This window comes from Cognatundibacterium luofuense (assembly GCF_018139685.1).
In the GTDB taxonomy this organism is placed as follows: Bacteria; Pseudomonadota; Gammaproteobacteria; order Burkholderiales; family Burkholderiaceae_D; genus Undibacterium; species Undibacterium luofuense.
The window spans coordinates 82,385-101,238 of the sequence record NZ_JAGSPN010000016.1; the positions used below are offsets into that span (position 1 = coordinate 82,385).

Below are 18,854 nucleotides of genomic sequence, written 5' to 3' on the forward strand. Positions count from 1 at the left end.
CTCCGGCAAAAATCAGTGGCGTAATTTATAGCCACTGCGCAGCATTTGCAGCGACAACACTGCAAGCGCAATCAGAAACAGACTGACAATCAGCATACTGTGCAGCGGATCAACGTCAGAGACGCCGAAAAAGCCATAACGGAAGCCGTCAATCATGTAAAAAAACGGGTTAAATCGGGACAATCCCTGCCAGAAAGGCGGCAGTGAATGAATGGAATAAAATACGCCGGACAGGAATGTCAGAGGCATAATCAGGAAATTCTGAAATGCTGCCAGCTGATCGAATTTCTCGGCCCAGATTCCCGCAACAAGCCCCATCGTACCGAGGATAGCAGCACCGAGCAAGGCAAAAACGACAATCCACAGCGGTGCAACAAAATGCAGATTAGCAAACCATGCGGTAACAACAAATACTCCCAGACCGACTGTCAGGCCACGCAGCATCGCCGCCAGCACATAAGCACCGAATAATTCCCAGTGCGACAATGGCGGTAACAATACGAATACCAGATTACCGGTAATTTTGGACTGAATCAGCGAAGAGGAAGAATTTGCAAACGCGTTCTGCAACACACTCATCATGACCAGACCAGGAACCAGGAAGGCTGTATACCGTACACCCGGATAAACCTGCACATGCTCTTCGAGTACGTGACCAAAAATCAGCAAGTACAGCAAAGCTGTCATTACAGGTGCAGTAATCGTCTGCGTTGCCACCTTCCAGAAGCGCAGCACTTCTTTGTAGAGCAGCGTTTTAAATCCTGTCATATTGTTCATTTGTGTCCCTCCATCATTTGCAGGAACACATCTTCCAGATCAGCCTGCAGTAACTGCATATCTTCGATTTTTCCGCCAGCTTCGCGAATTGCCGCTAACATGGTTTCGACCTGATTGAAGTCTGTCACACGCAATACATGCTGACGCGGATCGGCCACGGTCTCGTGACTGACGACATTCGGTAACAAAGACGCCGGCAAACGGGTTTCCCCCGTCGCAGCAAGCGTCACTCGCAACTGAGACCCTGAAATCCGGTTGATCAGATCTGAGGTTTTATCCAGCGCCAGCAATTTACCCAGCTTCATCATGGCAATCCGGCTGCACAACGCCTGAGCCTCTTCCAGATAGTGAGTAGTCAGAATAATCGTGTGACCTTCACGATTCAAACGTGAAATGAACTTCCACAAGGTTTGGCGCAACTCCACATCGACACCGGCTGTTGGCTCATCCAGCACAATGACGGGCGGTTTGTGCACCAGTGCCTGCGCCACCAGTACGCGGCGCTTCATACCACCGGATAATGCACGCATATTGGTATCTGCTTTATTCGTCAGATCCAGATTCGCCATAATTTCATCGATCCAGTCGTCATTGCGACGAATACCAAAATAACCTGACTGCATGCGCAGGGTTTCACGCACGGTAAAGAACGGATCAAAAACCAGCTCTTGCGGCACAACCCCAAGATGACCACGTGCATCACGGTACTGACTGACCACATCGTAGCCTTGAATTTTTACTGTTCCGGAGTCTGCACGACTCAGACCGGCCAGAATGGAAATCAGTGTCGTTTTACCCGCACCATTCGGACCGAGCAATCCGAAAAACTCACCTTCTTCCACAGTGAAAGAAACGCCGCCCAACGCTTGCAGGGACCCATAGCGTTTGTGTACATCCGTAATTTGTAGAGCTGCCATTTGGCGTGCTTTGCTTTCGTAAAGAGAGAAACCGAAACATCTGTCCGGAAGACAGAAAACTACCGATTATAGGGGATTTTCAGCAGAGAAGCCGAAGGCTCCCGGCGTATGCGGGAGCGTCAGACCGTGAGCGTCAATGTCGCTCAGGAACAGGTGCGGAAGAAGTGAAATGTGTACTGAGGCCATACAAGGCCATCAGACTTTGCAAAGTGGAAGGCACTGCCTGAAAAGCGAGTGATACACCCAGTTTACCGGCTTCACGTTGCCATGCAACCATTGCCGCGACAGCAGCAGAGTCCGCTTTTTCTGTTGCAGAAAAATCGAACACATTTTCGCCGCTGCGCATTGCCTGCAAACCCGCTTCCAGCGCGGACATCAGGTTTGCCTGTGACAATTCATTGCCGACAACGTACACACATCCTCCTTATTTGCCGCCTTTAGCAGAAGCAGCGGCCAGCTTCTTGTTTTTATCCGACAACGTCTTAATCAGACCATCAATACCGGATTTAGAAATTTCAGCAGAAAAACTGCCTTTGTAAGTTTCAACCAGCCATGCGCCAAGCACGTTGATATCGTAAATCTTCCAGCCTGTTGCAGATTTTTGCAGACGATAATTCAACTGGATCGGTTCACCACGGGATTGTACCACTGAAGTCTTCACTTCAACGTCAGTATCATCCGCAGCGGCACGGAATGGTTTAAATTCGACCCGCTGGTCTTTGATTTGCGACATCGCGCCGGAATACGTAAAGATCAGCAGAGTACGGAATTCATTAGTCAGTTGTTTTTGCTGTTCCGGTGTCGCTTCGCGCCAGCTTTTGCCAGCAGCCAGCGATGTCATACGCTGAAAATCAATGAACGGCAGAATCTTGCCTTCAACCATGTCATAGATTTTTTTCTGATTACCGGACTGAATATCCTTATCGTTTTTTGCAGTATCCAGAATTTCCTGACTCAGGCGTTTGATCAGTTGGTCAGGTGCTTCATCTGCTGCATGTGCAGGGCTCATTACCGCAAAAGCAGAAATGACCAGTGCAACCATTGTGTTCCAGAATTTTTTCATCATATTCCCTTCCGTCGCCGGAACCCCGGAAAGTCCGGGCTCCGTTTGTTTAAATCTTATTCGTCTTCCTGTTTGCGAATATCATTCGCACGTTTTTGCAGATACGCGTCACGGATAAACACATATTTATCCAGCGCGGCTTCCTCCAGCAAAGTACCTGCATCCAGCACCGATGCCCGCTTATCCACCAGCTTCAGTACCGTTCCGGAATTCCGCACATAAACAGGCTCTTTGTAACTCCACAGATCGGCCTTCATATCCACCGGCAAAGCAGCTGTATCGCGCAATGTGGATGATCCCAGCATCGGCAACACGAGATACGGTCCGGAAGGCATACCCCACACACCCAGCGTCTGACCGAAATCTTCCTTATGCTTTTGCAATCCGGCTGGTGAAGCAATGTCAATAACGCCACCGAGACCAAAAGTTGAGTTGACTGCGACACGCATTACATCTGACATGCCATCGCCGACTTTACCTTGCAGGATGTTATTCACCGCACTCCAGACATCACCGATGTTACCGAAAAAATTACTGACAGCCGTCTGAAAAAAGCCCGGTGTCGTATCACGGTACACACGGGCTACCGGCTGCAATACGTTCTGGTCAACTGTGTCGTTGAAGTTAAACATCAGACGGTTAAAACCTTCCAGCGGATCACGCGGGTTTTTACCGATATTGGTTTTTGTGCTGATCGCATCAATCGTCTGATCTGTTTTTGCACGGATTTTTTCGGCATTCACAGTGCTGCAGGCACTGAGTACAACACCACAGAACAGAATCAGGATGGTTCGCACCCAGCGTACGGACATCGGGGACATCATTTTTTCTCCTCGCCATTACTGTCAGCTGCTTTGCTGAACAGGAACTGGCTGATCAGATTTTCCAGAACAACTGCAGACTGCGTCATTTTGATGCGGTCTCCGGATGCCAGATTAGCCGTATCACCGCCTGGTTCCAGACCGATGTACTGCTCACCGAGTAAACCTGCTGTCAGGATTTTGGCAGAACTGTCTTTCGGGAACTGGTAGCGGGACTGCAACTCCAGCGTCACGTTTGCCTGGAAAGTTTTATCATCAAAGGTAATCGATTTAACGCGGCCAACTACCACACCGGCACTTTTCACCGCAGCACGTGGTTTAAGACCGCCAATGTTGTCGAAACGTGTAGTGACTTCATAGGTCTGGTCCAGCGACAAAGAACTCATGTTGCCGGCTTTCAATGCGAGAAACAGCAGAGCAGCAGCGCCCAGCAGCACAAACAAGCCGACCCAGAAGTCAAAATTTTTCTTTTGCATACTTCATCCTTCCCGATTGCTGCTTTATATCAAAACCCGATTGCAGCGATATTTCATTGTGTAACTACCGTTTTTTACTGGAACATCCAGGCCGTCAGCAGGAAATCCAGCCACAAGACCAGCAGCGATGACTGCACGACAGTGCGCGTGGTGGCACGCGAGACGCCTTCCGGTGTCGGTTGTGCTTCGTACCCCTGAAACAGCGCTACAAAAGTCACGGCAAAACCGAACACAATGCTCTTAATGACGCCATTACCGATGTCCTGCATCACGTCCACACCTGCCTGCATTTGCGACCAGAAAGCACCTGCATCAACGCCGATCAGTTTTACACCGACCACATAGCCGCCGATGACGCCCATCGCATTGAAAATTGCTGTGAGTACCGGCATGGCAATAATGCCAGCCAGAAAACGCGGCGCCAGCACACGCTGGATTGGGTCAACAGCCATCATTTCCATGGCAGTTAATTGCTCGCCGGCTTTCATCAGACCGATTTCCGCAGTCAGTGACGTTCCGGCACGGCCTGCAAACAGTAATGCCGTCACGACAGGCCCGAGTTCGCGTGTCAGCGACAATGCCACCAGCAAACCCAGCGCTTCTTCCGAACCATAGCGATTCAGCGTGTAATAGCCCTGATAGCCGAGCACGAAGCCGACAAACAGGCCGGAGATCGCAATAATCACCAGCGAGTAATTACCGATGAAATGAATCTGATCCGTAATCAGGCGCGGGCGACGCCATAAGCCGGGCGCGACACCCAGAATATTCATAAATGCCCGGCCAGCGTAACCAAGGCCAGAGACGGTTCCACGAACCGCAGTACCGAGCGCGGTAATCATGCTGGCTCCTTCAGACCCAGATCCTGCGCCAGACTGCTGCCAGGATAATGGAAAGGTACCGGACCATCCGGTTCGGCGTGGACAAACTGACGTACGTACGGATCATCAGAAGCCATCATTTGTTCCGGTGTGCCATGCGCAACGATTTTGCCCTGCGACAAAAAATATACGTAGTCAGCGATGGCAAAAGATTCGTGCACATCATGCGACACCAGCACCGAAGTGGAGCCAAGCGCATCATTCAGCTGACGAATCAGATTCGCCGTCACACCCATGGAAATCGGGTCCAGACCGGCAAACGGTTCATCGTACATAATCAGTTGCGGGTCCAGTGCAACCGCACGAGCCAGCGCGACACGGCGCGCCATACCACCGGAAATTTCGGATGGCATCAGGTGCGCTGCATTACGCAGGCCAACCGCGTGCAGTTTAAGTAAGACCAGATCACGGATCACAGATTCGGAAAAATCGGTGTGTTCACGCATAGGGAATGCGACGTTATCGAACACACTGAGGTCGGTGAACAGCGCACCGTGCTGAAACAGCATCCCCATTTTACGGCGCAGACTGAACAGTCCGGCTTTATTCAGGTCGTTTACAGACTGCCCATCTACCTTCACCGAACCGCTGCGGGCGCGGATCTGGCCACCGATGAGGCGCAGTATCGTCGTTTTACCCGAGCCGGAGCCTCCCATCACGGCAATCACTTTGCCACGGGGAAAATCCATTTGCAGGCCGGAGAGAATGGAACGCTCTGCGTAACCGAACTCTACATCCCGGATTTCAACTAAGTTAGACACGGAAGTTTGTTGTCACTGATAAAAGCTGCATTGTAATCCAGAACAGAATTTCCCGTTGCCGCGGCTTCGGCTTGCCAGAAAATCACAAATGCAGAAAATTTCAAAAATGCGGCACGAAACAGAACTTCATTCCACCCAAATAAAAAAGACGAAATTTCATTCCAAAAATTACTTAAAAGAAAATGCAAAATAAATGAACTCTGAGTCAGTTATTTTGCATAACTTCGCTTTTTCCGGCACTTTTTCGCCGATAGTCGCACCAGACGAGACCATCGGGAGCAAAATATTCACCCTCTTGCAGCATGTATTTTTTGTACCGTTTTCGTCACACCCGCAGTCCGGAAAGGCAGCAAATACGCGGACGTCGCTGTTTTTTTTGACAGATTTCCGCATTTTCCTGCGATCAGCCATCTTTTTTCGTGCTGACCGGCCTTCTGACCAAAGCGAACTGAAAAAATTCCGGTGACTATTGCTGTCAGCATCCGTCTAAATGCAAAAAAGTAAAACGCAGAACACAGGCTTGAAGACAAGCAACGCTCAGCCACATACTCACTGTCTAGCAGACTAGCTGCTGCCACAGATTGTGCAAGTTTCGTCCGGGCACCTGTCCGGAGAGCCAGCAAATTCGCGGACGTCCGTGTTTTTTGTGACGGATTTCCGCATTTGAGGCACAAAATGCCGGTTTTCCGGCCGTCCGGCCGTCAAGGAGGCCGGACAAACAAAAAGGGTGTCCGCGGACACCCTTTTCAGACCGAAGCAAATACCCGCCCTCAGAATCAGCGTGGCAGCACGCTGTCACCCATCAGGAAGGCATCGACTTCGCGTGCGCACTGACGACCTTCGCGGATTGCCCACACCACCAGCGACTGGCCGCGGCGCATATCGCCGGCAGCAAATACTTTGTCTGCATTGGTTTTGTAGCAGCCTGCACCGTCCGTGGTCGCACGGGCATTACCGCGCGCATCACGGTCAACGCCGAAGGCATCCAGCACCGATTGCACCGGCGATACAAAGCCCATCGCCAGCAATACCAGATCCGCTTTGACTTCGAATTCGGAATCCGGCACTTCCTGCATACGGCCGTCCTTCCATTCAACGCGGCAGGCGATCAGTTTTTCCACTTTGCCTTTGCTGCCTTCCAGACGTTTGGTGGCAACCGACCAGTCGCGCTCGCAGCCTTCTTCATGCGATGAAGAAGTACGCAGCTTGGTTGGCCAGTAAGGCCAGACCAGTGGTTTATTTTCCTGTTCCGGCGGCTGCGGCAGTAACTCAAACTGCGTGACGGCTTTCGCGCCGTGACGATTGGAAGTACCGACGCAATCCGAACCGGTATCGCCACCACCAATCACCACCACATGCTTACCGGCAGCGGAAATCTGGTCTTTGACTTTATCACCGGCATTCACTTTGTTTTGCTGCGGCAGGAATTCCATCGCAAAATGCACGCCTTTCAGCTCGCGGCCAGGCACCGGCAAATCACGCGGTGTCTCTGCGCCACCGGCAATGATGACGGCATCAAATTCTTTCTGGAGGGTTTCCGGCGAAACGGTTTCTTTCGCCCAGTTGGTAATACCGGCCGGAAAATCTTTACCGACCAGCACACCGGTACGGAATACCACGCCTTCACCTTCCATTTGTTTAACGCGCTGATCAATCAGGTTTTTATCCAGTTTGAAATCCGGAATACCGTAACGCAGCAAACCACCGGCGCGGTCGTTTTTTTCAAACACGGTCACGGCGTGACCGGCACGTGCCAGCTGCTGCGCGGCTGCCAGACCCGCAGGGCCGGAACCAACTACTGCCACTTTTTTACCGGTGGAAACTGCCGCCGGTTGCGGCGTCACCCAACCGTTTTCCCAGCCTTTGTCGATGATGTAATGCTCAATCGATTTGATACCGACGGCATCTTTGATAATGCCCAGCGTACAGGCAGATTCGCAGGGTGCCGGACAGATACGTCCGGTAAATTCCGGAAAGTTATTGGTGGAATGCAGCGTATCCAGCGCTTCACGCAGCTTGCCGTTGTACACCAGATCATTCCAGTCCGGAATGATGTTATTCACCGGACAGCCGTTATTACAAAACGGAATACCGCAATCCATGCAGCGTGCTGCCTGTGTTTTCGCTTGTGCATCATCCAGATGCATCACAAATTCTTTATAGTGCTTCTTACGGCTCTGCGGCGCTTCACTGGCTTCCTGCAGACGCTGGTATTCCATAAATCCTGTTGCTTTTCCCATGATCTTCCTCGGTCTGAATTCGGTTCTGCACTGAACAGGCGGCGCGGGCCGCCTGTTCTGCTTAGACTGCTTCGGCTTCGGTTGCCGCTTCGCTGGCAACCTGTGCTGCCACGGCCATTTCAGCCAGGGCGCGGCGGTATTCGTTCGGGAATACCTTCACGAAGCGGGCACGGCTGCGCGCCCAGTCGTCCAGCAGATTGCGTGCACGGGTACTGCCGGTGTGCTTGAAGTGACGTTCGATCAGGCGACGCAGTATCGCTTCATCCGTTTCACGCTCACCGTTGCGTGCTTCGCTGTGCCAGTAGGCTTTATCGAGGCTGGCCAGTTGCACATCGCCTGCCACCACCGGTTCCAGTGTCACCATTGCAGTGTTGCAGCGAGCCGCGAATTCACCGTCAGGATCATAGACATATGCGATACCACCGGACATCCCTGCAGCAAAGTTACGGCCGGTTGCACCCAGCACAATCACCGTGCCGCCGGTCATGTATTCGCAACCATGATCGCCGGTACCTTCCACCACAGCAGTCGCACCGGAGTTACGCACAGCAAAACGTTCACCCGCCACACCGTTGATAAATGCTTCACCGGAAATCGCACCGTACAGCACAGTATTGCCGGCGATAATGTTATCCACCGCCCAACCACGGAATTCCGTGTTCGGACGAATGATGATGCGGCCACCGGACAATCCTTTACCGACGTAGTCATTGCCCTCGCCAACCAGATCCAGCGTCACGCCTTTCGCGAGGAAAGCACCGGCGGACTGACCGGCAGTACCCTGCAACTGAATGTGGATGGTGTCGTCTTCCAGACCATCATGTCCCCACTTACGCGCCACCAGACCGGACAGCATCGTGCCGACTGTGCGGTTCAGATTTTTCACCGGCGAGATAAACGAGACTTTTTCACCGTTTTCAAATGCCATGCTGGCTTGCGCAATCAGCTTATGATCCAGTGCTTTGTCCAGACCGTGATCCTGAGATTCGACATGACGGATCGCAGTATCTGCACGCAGTTCCGGCATGTAGAAGATACGGCCGAAATCCAGTCCCTTCGCTTTCCAGTGCGTAATCGCGCGGGATTTATCCAGCAAATCAACCCGACCGATCAGTTCGTCATACGTACGTACACCGAGCTGCGCCATGATCTGACGTAATTCTTCCGCAACGAAGAAGAAGTAATTCACCACGTATTCCGGTTTGCCGGAGAATTTTTTACGCAACTCAGGATCTTGTGTCGCCACACCGACCGGGCAAGTATTCAGATGGCATTTACGCATCATGATGCAACCTTCAACCACCAGCGGCGCAGTCGCAAAACCGATTTCATCCGCACCCAGAATTGCCGCAATCGCGACGTCACGGCCAGTTTTCATCTGACCGTCAGCCTGCACACGGACACGGCTGCGCAAACCATTCAGTACCAGTGTTTGCTGGGTTTCTGCCAGACCGATTTCCCACGGTGTACCGGCGTGTTTAATCGATGACAACGGAGATGCACCGGTACCGCCATCGTGACCAGCGATCACGATGTGGTCTGCTTTCGCTTTCGATACACCGGCTGCAATCGTACCAACACCTACTTCTGACACCAGCTTCACAGAAATCGATGCCTGCGGATTCACGTTTTTCAGATCATGGATCAATTGCGCCAGATCTTCGATCGAGTAAATGTCGTGGTGTGGTGGCGGAGAAATCAGACCAACACCCGGCACCGAGAAACGCAGCTTAGCGATATATTCGGAAACTTTGTGTCCCGGTAACTGACCACCTTCACCCGGTTTTGCACCCTGCGCCATTTTGATCTGAATCTGATCGGCAGAACTCAGGTATTCCGCTGTCACACCGAAACGACCGGATGCCACCTGTTTGATACGGGAACGCAGCGAATCACCTTCCTGCAAGGGAATATCAGCTTCCACCTGCGCTTTACCAATCACACTGGCGAGCGTCGCACCGTTTTTGATCGGGATGCCTTTCAGCTCATTCTGATAACGTGCCGGATCTTCACCGCCTTCACCGGTATTCGATTTACCACCAATACGGTTCATCGCGACCGCCAGCGTTGCATGCGCCTCGGTACTGATAGAGCCGAGCGACATCGCACCGGTAGCGAAACGCTTCACGATTTCTTTGGCAGGCTCCACCTGTTCCAGCGGAATGGCGCGGGCCGGATCAATTTTGAATTCAAACAAGCCACGCAATGTCAGATGGCGTTTGGACTGATCATTGATGATCTGCGCGTATTCTTTGTAAGTGTTATAGCTTTCGGAGCGGGTCGCATGCTGCAGTTTGGCAATTGCATCCGGTGTCCACATATGGTCTTCACCACGGACACGGAAAGCGTATTCACCACCGGCATCCAGCGAGTTCGCCAGCACAGGATCATTGCCGTAAGCGAGTTTGTGTAAGCGCAGTGCTTCGTCTGCGACTTCAAACAAACCGATACCTTCGACATTCGATGCCGTACCACGGAAGTATTTATCCACCAGCGAGCGGTTCAGGCCGACTGCTTCAAAAATCTGCGCACCACAGTAAGACATGTATGTCGAAATACCCATTTTCGACATCACCTTCATCAGGCCTTTACCGATTGCTTTGGTGTAGTTATAAATCACTTTTTGCGGATCAGGATTGCCCGGCAATTCGGCTGCCATAGCAGTCAGTGTTTCCATCACCAGATACGGATGCACCGCTTCCGCACCGTAACCTGCGAGTAATGCGAAGTGGTGGGTTTCACGTGCAGAGCCGGTTTCCACGACCAGACCGGTAGTAGTACGCAGACCACGGCTGACCAGATGCTGATGCACCGTGGAAGTTGCCAGCAGCGCCGGAATCGCGACGTGGTCTTTATCGGTATTGCGATCAGTGATGATCATGATGTTATGGCCGGATTTCACCGCATCCACAACTTCTGCGCAGATCGATGCCAGACGTGCTTCAATACCTTCCTTACCCCACGCCACCGGATAGCAGATATCCAGTTCATAGGATTTGAATTTGCCGCCGGTATTCGCGCTGATATTGCGCAGACGAGCGATATCCGTGAAGTCGAGCACAGGCTGTGCCACTTCCAGACGCATAGGCGGATTGATGTTATTTGTATCCAGCAGATTCGGTTTCGGGCCAATGAACGACACCAGCGACATCACCATCGCTTCGCGAATCGGATCAATCGGCGGATTGGTCACCTGCGCAAACAATTGCTTGAAGTAGTTATACAAAGGCTTCAGCTTGTTCGACATGACTGCCAGCGAAGCATCATTCCCCATCGAACCGATGGCCTCTTCACCGCTGGTTGCCATCGGCGCCAGCACAAATTTCATATCTTCCTGGGTGTAGCCGAACGCTTGCTGACGATCCAGCAGGCTGGCCTGCTCCGGCAAAGCAGCTGCTTCCGCCTTCAGCGCATCCAGCTTGATGCGGACAGACTGAATCCATTGTTTATAAGGCTTGGCGTTGGCGTAAGTGTCTTTGATTTCTTTATCGTCAATAATGCGTCCGGCTTCCAGATCAATCAGGAACATTTTGCCCGGCTGCAAACGCCATTTCTTAATAATTTTTGATTCAGGAATTGGCAGAACACCGGCTTCTGACGCCATCACAACCAGATCATCATCGGTGATGATGTAACGGGCCGGACGCAGACCGTTACGGTCCAGCGTGCCGCCGATCTGACGGCCATCGGTAAATGCCATCGCTGCAGGACCATCCCACGGTTCCATCATCGCTGCATGGTATTCGTAGAAAGCACGGCGGTTTTCATCCATCTGGCTGTGATTTTCCCAGGCTTCCGGAATCATCATCATCATTGCCTGTGCAATCGGATAGCCGGACATCACCAGCAATTCCAGTGCATTATCAAAGCTTGCTGTATCGGACTGGCCTTCGAAAATCAGCGGATACAGTTTTTGCAGATCGTCGCCGAGCACGGCGGATTTCATCACGCCTTCGCGGGCTCGCATCCAGTTGAAGTTACCCTTCACGGTATTGATTTCACCGTTGTGCGCAATCATGCGGTAAGGGTGAGCCAGCGGCCATTCAGGGAAAGTATTGGTGGAGAAGCGCTGATGCACCAGCGCCAGCGCCGAGATACAGCGCGGATCCTGCAAGTCTTTGTAGTAGACGCCGACCTGATCTGCCAGCAGCAAGCCTTTGTAGACCACGGTACGTGCTGACATCGACGGTACAAAGTATTCTTTGCCGTGCAGCAGTTTCAGCGCTTCAATCGCATGTACCGCAGATTTACGGATCACATACAGCTTACGTTCCAGCGCATCGGTAACCATGATGTCCGGGCCGCGGCCAATGAAAATCTGGCGGATCACCGGTTCTTTGGTGCGTACAGTCGGCGACATCGGCATGTCGCGGTCGACCGGCACATCACGCCAGCCCAGCACAACCTGACCTTCGGCGCGGACAGCGCGTTCGATTTCCTGTTCACAAGCCAGACGGGAAGCGATTTCTTTCGGCAGGAAAATCATCCCGACGCCGTATTCACCCGGTGGCGGCAGAGTCACGCCCTGCTTTGCCATTTCTTCGCGGTAAAACTGATCCGGCACCTGAATCAGGATACCGGCACCGTCACCCATCAGCGGGTCAGCACCGACCGCGCCGCGATGGTCGATGTTTTTCAGGATTTGCAAACCCTGTTCGATGATAGCGTGGCTTTTCTTGCCTTTGATGTGGGCAACAAAGCCCACGCCACAGGCGTCATGTTCATTGCTGGGATGGTACAGACCTTGCGCTTGCATAACGTTCTCCAGATACCGGGGATTGAGCATTGGAATCCAGCATAGTGCAGTGCAAAACAAAGCGCAAACGAAATAAAACAGGGTCAGAGTGAATAAAAACGGTCAATTATTTTGATTTATTTTTATTAGGGTCAGAGTAAATTTAAATGTATTACGGAAGCGAAAACCGGCGTCACCACCATCATAAAATTTGAAATAAATCATTTAAATTCAAATACTTATCGAATTTTTTCAGCGCTGCACATATCTTAGCACGGCAGTTTCCGGCCGTCAGAATCCGGCAGCAACCCAAGCTTATTCTGCCGATGCCTGAGCTTCTCTGTTAAACGCATAACAACTACGCAGAAAAAACCCGTTGCGCTGCCAAAAACAATCCGTGTGTTTGTTGCAGCGCGCATGCAACGCCGCCATGCTGATAATGTTACCGGAGGAAGGGAATCAGGCCGTACCGGAAGCAGGTAAGGCTGGTTTGCGGGGTCGTCCGCGCCGCGCAGGTGCAACCCGGCGTAAGGTTTGCTGACCAAGTGCAGCCATAAAAGCTTCGCTGCCCAGCGCCCAGGATTTGTGCGTCGCGTCCGACAAACGTTGCATCATCTCGCGTGACAGCGATTCTTCCATTTTCTGGCGGTAGTTCGCTTCGCGCTGAAACGGTGTGTTACCGAGCGCCCAGTAAAGCCGGTGATCAGAAACCAGCGGATCAGTCTGTTGCCCGGAATGATGCAGATAGCTGGACCACGGATAAGTTTCAGCGCTGTGTGCCAGCCCAGCCCGGACCGGATGTGATTCGATGTAGATCGCACAAGGAACGAAGTAAGTTTCCGCCTCCAGCACTGTGGCGCGGAAACGCCCCTGCCACAGGCTGCCACTGCGCTGATAACGACGGTTGAAATAAGGCACGTAACAGCGCCCTATCCACTGCATCAGCTTACTGACGCTGTCATCCCCGGCTGGCGTCAGTAGTAAATGGAAATGATCCGGCAACAAAACATAAGCATGAATTTCCACACCGAACTGGCGCGCACCTTCGCGCAGCCAGACCGCAAACTGCCGGTAGTCATCATCGTCACGAAACAAGATCATGCCACTGTGCACACGCTGCACCACATGATGCAACGCACCGGGAACCATTAAGCGCGGAAGTCTTGCCATCGTTTTATCTGAATGTCTGTCACCGGGTGGTGGCGGTAAATTTCAACGGCTTTATTGTATGCGATCACGCAGGAAAACAGCGCAACGCACCCGGCAATTACCGTTTCTCCGGTCTGTTTCGTCAGCTAATTACCGACTTCCTGATCAGGCACAAAAGCTTTCATCAATCGACCTTAGGGAAACGACTATAATTTTGCCCGTCGGAAATATGCTGATTTTTTCAGCAATTTCATTAAAAATTCACTATTCCTCATTCAGATTTCCTATTTATGAACACATTACTGTCTCATTTTTCCGTTGGAAAACGGTTGAGCATAGGCTTTGCACTGATTCTGACTTTATCTGCCCTGGCTGCGCTGGTGTGCTTGATTCAGTTGAACAATGTTGCCAGTGCCACCAATCAGTTAATGCAACAGCCGCTGACCACAGAACGTCTGGTCAGTGACTGGTACCGCTACATTCACAGTGGCATCAAACGTACTGCGGCGATTGCAAAGAGTGCCGATCCGTCGCTGGCAAAATTCTTTGAGGCCGATCAGGCCGAATCCAGCAAGGCTTCTGCTGAACTCCTGAAGCAAATTACCGAATTACTGGAATCAGAGCAGGAAAAAGCCTTATTGAAAGAAATCAATACGCTGCGTGATGAGTATCTGGCGTCCCGCAACAAAATTGTCGAACTGAAAAAAGCAGATCAGGCTGATGAAGCGAATCAGTTGCTGGAACAAAAGTTCATGCCGGTATCGACTGCGTATCTGAAAAAAATCGAAGAGCTGGTGAAACTGCAACGCGCACAGATCGATGAAACTGCAAAAAAAATTCAGACTGATTACGAAAGCAGCCGCATCCTGCTGATTGTCCTGATTCTGGTATCCGGCATTCTGGCGGTGATCAGTGCTGTGTTGCTGACACGTTCCATCGTGCGTCCGCTGCAGGAAGCAAGCCTGATGGCGGCGGAACTGGCGCAGGGTGATCTGACACACACCATTCAGACAAATCGTCAGGATGAAATCGGTGATCTGATCCGTTCCATCAATGGCATCGGACAAGGTTTAAGCCGCGTGATTGGCGATGTGCGAACCGGCACCCATGCAATTCATACGGCGGCGGATGAAATCGCTTCCGGTAACGCGGATTTGTCTGCCCGTACAGAATCGCAAGCCAGCTCCCTGCAGGAGACGGCATCCTCAATGGAAGAACTGACTTCCACCGTACGCCAGAATGCAGACAATGCGCGTCAGGCCAATCAACTGGTCGTCTCAGCTTCGGAAGTTGCGCAACGTGGTGGCGATGTGGTGTTTCAGGTCATTGAAACCATGGGATCTATCCGCGAAAGCTCGGGCAAAATCGTGGATATTATTTCCGTCATCGACGGCATTGCATTCCAGACCAATATTCTGGCGCTGAATGCTGCGGTGGAAGCTGCGCGTGCAGGGGAACAAGGACGCGGATTTGCTGTAGTAGCATCTGAGGTGCGCAGTCTGGCACAGCGCAGTGCGGCGGCGGCGAAAGAGATTAAAACGCTGATTGATGACTCAACCGGCAAAGTCGAACACGGTGCACGACTGGTCGACGATGCAGGCAATACGATGCAGGATATCGTCGCCAGCGTCCGCCGTGTGGCCGATATCATGAGTGAAATCACCTGCGCCAGCCAGGAACAGAGTGCAGGGATTGAGCAAGTGAATCTGGCTGTCACGCAAATGGATGAAATGACACAGCAAAATGCTGCGCTGGTGGAAGAAGCGGCAGCGGCGGCAGAAAGCATGCGTGATCAGGCAGAAAAGCTGACTCAGCTGGTTGGACAGTTCCGCATCGGACAAGCACAGGCACCGTCATTCCATGCTGCGCGCACAGATTCCGGCCCGCGTCAGGCGCAACCACAACGATTGCGTTAATACCGGAACCAAAGGCAAATCTGCATGCGCAGGTTTGCCACAATGCCCGATAAGAAACGGATAGCTGAGCAAAGCAAGCTAAGCTGGACTCGACTGGACTGGGCTAAGCCATCTGATCGGGATATCAAAGCAACAAACAAAAAAGCCACGGTTGTGGGAAACCGTGGCTTTTTATTTGCCTGATGCGCAGCGCTGGCTGCGAAATTGACAGTTACTGTATCAACAGCCAGTGCATCAAACCGCAAGCAGTAGTGCAGATGTACTGCTGATCAGACTTTGTCTGCGGTCGCCGGATCAACCGGCGTACGCGTACAGATCAGCTTAGTGCGCTGCTGCCAGTTCTGTACTGGCTTTCACACGGGCGCGGATGGCGCTCAGTGCTTTGCTGGCATCCTGCATTGCTGTCACTTCCGGCAAGCCGCTCATCAGTTCGGAAATACGTGTTTTCAGTGCTTTTGCCTGTGTTGCCAGTTTGAAATGCGCTGCACGCTGTGTTTGCACGATGCCCCAGCGGACTACCGGTGCTTTGCCGGATGCATCCAGCAGTGCGCGGTCACGCATCCATTTTTCAAATTCACGGGTACCGAGTTCGGTTTCGATCCAGATCAGGTGATCAGAAGTCAGCTTTTTGTTTTCCGCTGCACGAACCAGAATTTCGTAAATCATGTCAGACTCCTCAGGTTGCGGCCTGTTTTTCCCACTTGAAAACATGGCCTGTTACAACCCGTAACGAGGAGCCCCGGAAGCCGGTTGACACGAAACGATACAAAACACAAAAAATTTGTCATTTTTCTGCACGGGACAGAAAACTGACCTCAGTTCAGGCGGGATGACTCCAGAATTGCACTCAGCTTACCGAATCGGGCACTGACTTCATCAAAGCGTTTTTGCTTTTCCTGCGGACTCAGCTTGGTGTCATTCATATTGGTGCGCAGAATACTGAACAAGGTCAGATCGGCAATCGGCTTCAGCTGAGCGTCATTCGAGCGCTGAAATCCGGACAGATTCAGGATTTTTTTCAGCGTGTCTTTCTGCGCTGCTGCATTTTTGCCTTTACCGTAGTTCGTAAAGAAATCTTCCAGCTTGTTTTTTGTACCCTGCGGTAAGTCTTTACGATACAACAACGGATCATTCGGGATTTGCGGAGAAGTCCAGATCACGCGGATACGGTTGAAGTCTGCCGGCGCTTCTTTTTTCAGCATATCCAGACTCTCGGTATTGTAAGTGGCTACATCGACCGTCTTGCTTAACACCGCTTTCAGGTTACTGGCGTGATCACCCTGAATCACTTTTTTGAACAGCTTTGCCGGTTCGACTTTGTTCTTGGAGAACAAATAGTATTCCGGCACCAGATAACCCGAAGTCGAGCCACTATCACCATACGCAAACTGGTACACACCAGGCTCTTTGAACATCTGGTCGGTGGATTTCAGTGCTGAACCGGTCTGCGTAATCAGTACCGACTGATAACCTTTGGAACCATCCGCTTTCACCATGCGTGCAAACACGGTCGCTTTTCCGGATTCCACCGCATCCAGCGCGACTTTATTGCTGAGCCAGGCCATTTGTATGGTGTTGGCTTTCAGGCCATCGACGATCTCTGCATAGTTAGGCGAAATCACGACCTGTACTTCCTGTCCGGTCGCCTTGCTCAGATCATCAATCAGCGGCTGCCAGCGTTTGCGCACATCTTCTTTTTCGGTGACAGCAATCAGTCCTACCGTTAATTTATCAGCAGCCACAGCCTGCTGCGCCAGTAACTGACCTGCCACCATCATCGCGAACAATACTTTTTTCATCATTTCTCCTGAATTGGGAAGGAACGAGCCCGGATAAGCAAGCGACGGCCATGATGCAAGTCTGGCGGCCATCACAACAGGATATGCCCGTTTCCTCAAGAAACGGTATTTTCTCATCACATGAATTTCCAACCGGAAATTTTTTGTAACTTTTCCGCTGATACCAATAAAAAACGGGAACCAGAGTTCCCGTTTTTCAGCCTGCCTGTTGTCCGACACGAATCAGTTCAGACGCGCGCTTTCCAGAATGGCGCTCAGTTTGCCGAAGCGCGCACTGAGTTCATCGAAGCGTTTTTGCTTTTGCTCCGGTGTCAGCTGCGTATCATTCAGGTTCTGGCGCAGCAGACTGAACAGCGTCAGATCAGCGATCGGCTTTAACTGCGCGTCATTCGAGCGTGCGAAGCCGGACAGATTCTGAATCGCACGCAGGGTTTCTTTCTGGCTGGCATTCGCCCGTTTGCCGTAATTCGCAAAAAAGTCTTCCAGCTTATTTTTCAGTGCCGGCGACAAATCTTTCCGGTACAGCAAAGGATCATTCGGAATCAGCGGCGATGTCCAGATCACGCGCAGTTTTTTGAAATCAGCCGGTGCTTCGGTTTTCAGCAAATCCAACCCTTCGCTGTTATACGTAGCGACATCCACCTCAGAATGCAGTACGGCTTTCAGATTATCTTTATGGCTGCCGCTGCGCACCTGACGGAACAGTCTGGCCGGTTCGACTTTGTTTTTTGAAAACAGATAATACGTCGGCACCAGATGGCCGGATGTGGAATTCGGTTCGCCGTCAGCAAAACGGAAAACACCCGGCTGGGCGAATAACTGATCCGTGTTCTGCAACTGACCAGACGCCTGCGTGATCAGCACCGAGTTATAACCCTTGCTGCCATCCAGACGGATCATTTTGGCAAACACGCTGGCTTTACCGCTCTCAACGGCTTCCAGCGCGACTTTATTACTGAGCCAGGCCACCTGAACGGTGTTATTTTTGAGGCCGTTCACCACATCATCATAGCGACCGGAAACCACGACCTGTACATCCACGCCTGTCGCTTTACTTAAATCATCGAGCAAAGGTTGCCAGCGACGGCGGGTATCTTCCGCATCGGTCGGGGCAATCAGGCCAAATACCAGTTTCTCTGCTGCAGGTGCAGCAACAGACCACGCCTGCAACAACAGGCAACTTACTAACATTACGATTTTCTTCATTATTTCCGCCGGTTCAGCTACGGTCTTCCCAGGCATCCCGATGGCGGATAGCTGTCGATTTGCCTGAAATTTCCAAAAAAACGGGAGAATACTGCACATCCCGCACTGCAACA

Annotated in this window: 15 protein-coding genes; 1 reads left to right on the forward strand and 14 read right to left on the reverse strand. The window is 51.8% G+C overall.

Features of this window, described 5'->3' with window-relative positions:
* Positions 1-12: 12 nt before the first annotated feature.
* The 11 genes from KDM89_RS17580 to KDM89_RS17630 all read right to left on the reverse strand — a co-directional run bounded on the left by KDM89_RS17580 (position 13) and on the right by KDM89_RS17630 (position 13,841).
* Positions 13-768 carry an ABC transporter permease gene (locus KDM89_RS17580; RefSeq protein WP_212689254.1) on the reverse strand — a complete coding sequence of 252 codons (756 nt, stop codon included), beginning with the start codon at positions 766-768 and terminating at the stop codon, positions 13-15.
* Between the two features lie 5 nt (positions 769-773).
* A complete protein-coding gene (locus tag KDM89_RS17585; RefSeq protein WP_212689229.1) occupies positions 774-1,694 on the reverse strand; it encodes an ABC transporter ATP-binding protein in 921 nt (306 codons plus the stop codon).
* A 133-nt stretch (positions 1,695-1,827) separates the two neighbouring features.
* On the reverse strand, positions 1,828-2,109 hold the full coding sequence (locus KDM89_RS17590) for an STAS domain-containing protein (RefSeq protein ID WP_329604691.1): 282 nt from the start codon (positions 2,107-2,109) through the stop codon (positions 1,828-1,830).
* 9 nt (positions 2,110-2,118) lie between these two features.
* Positions 2,119-2,757 carry an MlaC/ttg2D family ABC transporter substrate-binding protein gene (locus KDM89_RS17595; protein ID WP_212689256.1) on the reverse strand — a complete coding sequence of 213 codons (639 nt, stop codon included), beginning with the start codon at positions 2,755-2,757 and terminating at the stop codon, positions 2,119-2,121.
* A gap of 56 nt (positions 2,758-2,813) precedes the next feature.
* Positions 2,814-3,581, reverse strand: coding sequence for an MlaA family lipoprotein (locus tag KDM89_RS17600; RefSeq protein WP_230427947.1), 768 nt, complete (start codon positions 3,579-3,581; stop codon positions 2,814-2,816).
* Positions 3,578-4,054: an outer membrane lipid asymmetry maintenance protein MlaD gene (gene mlaD, locus KDM89_RS17605; RefSeq protein ID WP_212689230.1), complete on the reverse strand. Its 477-nt coding sequence runs from the start codon at positions 4,052-4,054 to the stop codon at positions 3,578-3,580. The genes KDM89_RS17600 and mlaD overlap by 4 nt, the downstream gene beginning before the upstream one ends.
* 74 nt (positions 4,055-4,128) lie before the next feature.
* Positions 4,129-4,896 (reverse strand): lipid asymmetry maintenance ABC transporter permease subunit MlaE, encoded by a 768-nt coding sequence (gene mlaE / locus KDM89_RS17610; protein WP_212689231.1) that lies wholly within the window; start codon positions 4,894-4,896, stop codon positions 4,129-4,131.
* The gene (locus KDM89_RS17615; protein WP_212689232.1) at positions 4,893-5,696 is read right to left on the reverse strand and encodes an ABC transporter ATP-binding protein; all 804 of its coding nucleotides are present in this window, start codon (positions 5,694-5,696) and stop codon (positions 4,893-4,895) included. The genes mlaE and KDM89_RS17615 overlap by 4 nt, the downstream gene beginning before the upstream one ends.
* 776 nt (positions 5,697-6,472) lie before the next feature.
* Positions 6,473-7,936 (reverse strand): glutamate synthase subunit beta, encoded by a 1,464-nt coding sequence (locus tag KDM89_RS17620; RefSeq protein ID WP_212689233.1) that lies wholly within the window; start codon positions 7,934-7,936, stop codon positions 6,473-6,475.
* Positions 7,937-7,997: 61 nt separating this feature from the next.
* A complete protein-coding gene (locus tag KDM89_RS17625; protein WP_212689234.1) occupies positions 7,998-12,692 on the reverse strand; it encodes a glutamate synthase-related protein in 4,695 nt (1,564 codons plus the stop codon).
* Between the two features lie 438 nt (positions 12,693-13,130).
* Positions 13,131-13,841: a transposase gene (locus tag KDM89_RS17630; protein ID WP_212689235.1), complete on the reverse strand. Its 711-nt coding sequence runs from the start codon at positions 13,839-13,841 to the stop codon at positions 13,131-13,133.
* Between the two features lie 269 nt (positions 13,842-14,110).
* Between KDM89_RS17630 and KDM89_RS17635 the strand changes: the two genes are divergently transcribed.
* Positions 14,111-15,736: a methyl-accepting chemotaxis protein gene (locus KDM89_RS17635; RefSeq protein ID WP_212689236.1), complete on the forward strand. Its 1,626-nt coding sequence runs from the start codon at positions 14,111-14,113 to the stop codon at positions 15,734-15,736.
* Between the two features lie 321 nt (positions 15,737-16,057).
* Here KDM89_RS17635 and KDM89_RS17640 read toward each other — a convergent pair whose 3' ends face one another.
* The 3 genes from KDM89_RS17640 to phnD (KDM89_RS17650) all read right to left on the reverse strand — a co-directional run bounded on the left by KDM89_RS17640 (position 16,058) and on the right by phnD (KDM89_RS17650) (position 18,741).
* Positions 16,058-16,402 (reverse strand): hypothetical protein, encoded by a 345-nt coding sequence (locus KDM89_RS17640; protein WP_189358705.1) that lies wholly within the window; start codon positions 16,400-16,402, stop codon positions 16,058-16,060.
* 149 nt (positions 16,403-16,551) lie between these two features.
* Positions 16,552-17,538 carry a phosphate/phosphite/phosphonate ABC transporter substrate-binding protein gene (gene phnD, locus KDM89_RS17645; protein ID WP_212689237.1) on the reverse strand — a complete coding sequence of 329 codons (987 nt, stop codon included), beginning with the start codon at positions 17,536-17,538 and terminating at the stop codon, positions 16,552-16,554.
* A 219-nt stretch (positions 17,539-17,757) separates the two neighbouring features.
* A complete protein-coding gene (gene phnD, locus KDM89_RS17650; protein WP_212689238.1) occupies positions 17,758-18,741 on the reverse strand; it encodes a phosphate/phosphite/phosphonate ABC transporter substrate-binding protein in 984 nt (327 codons plus the stop codon).
* Positions 18,742-18,854: the final 113 nt, after the last annotated feature.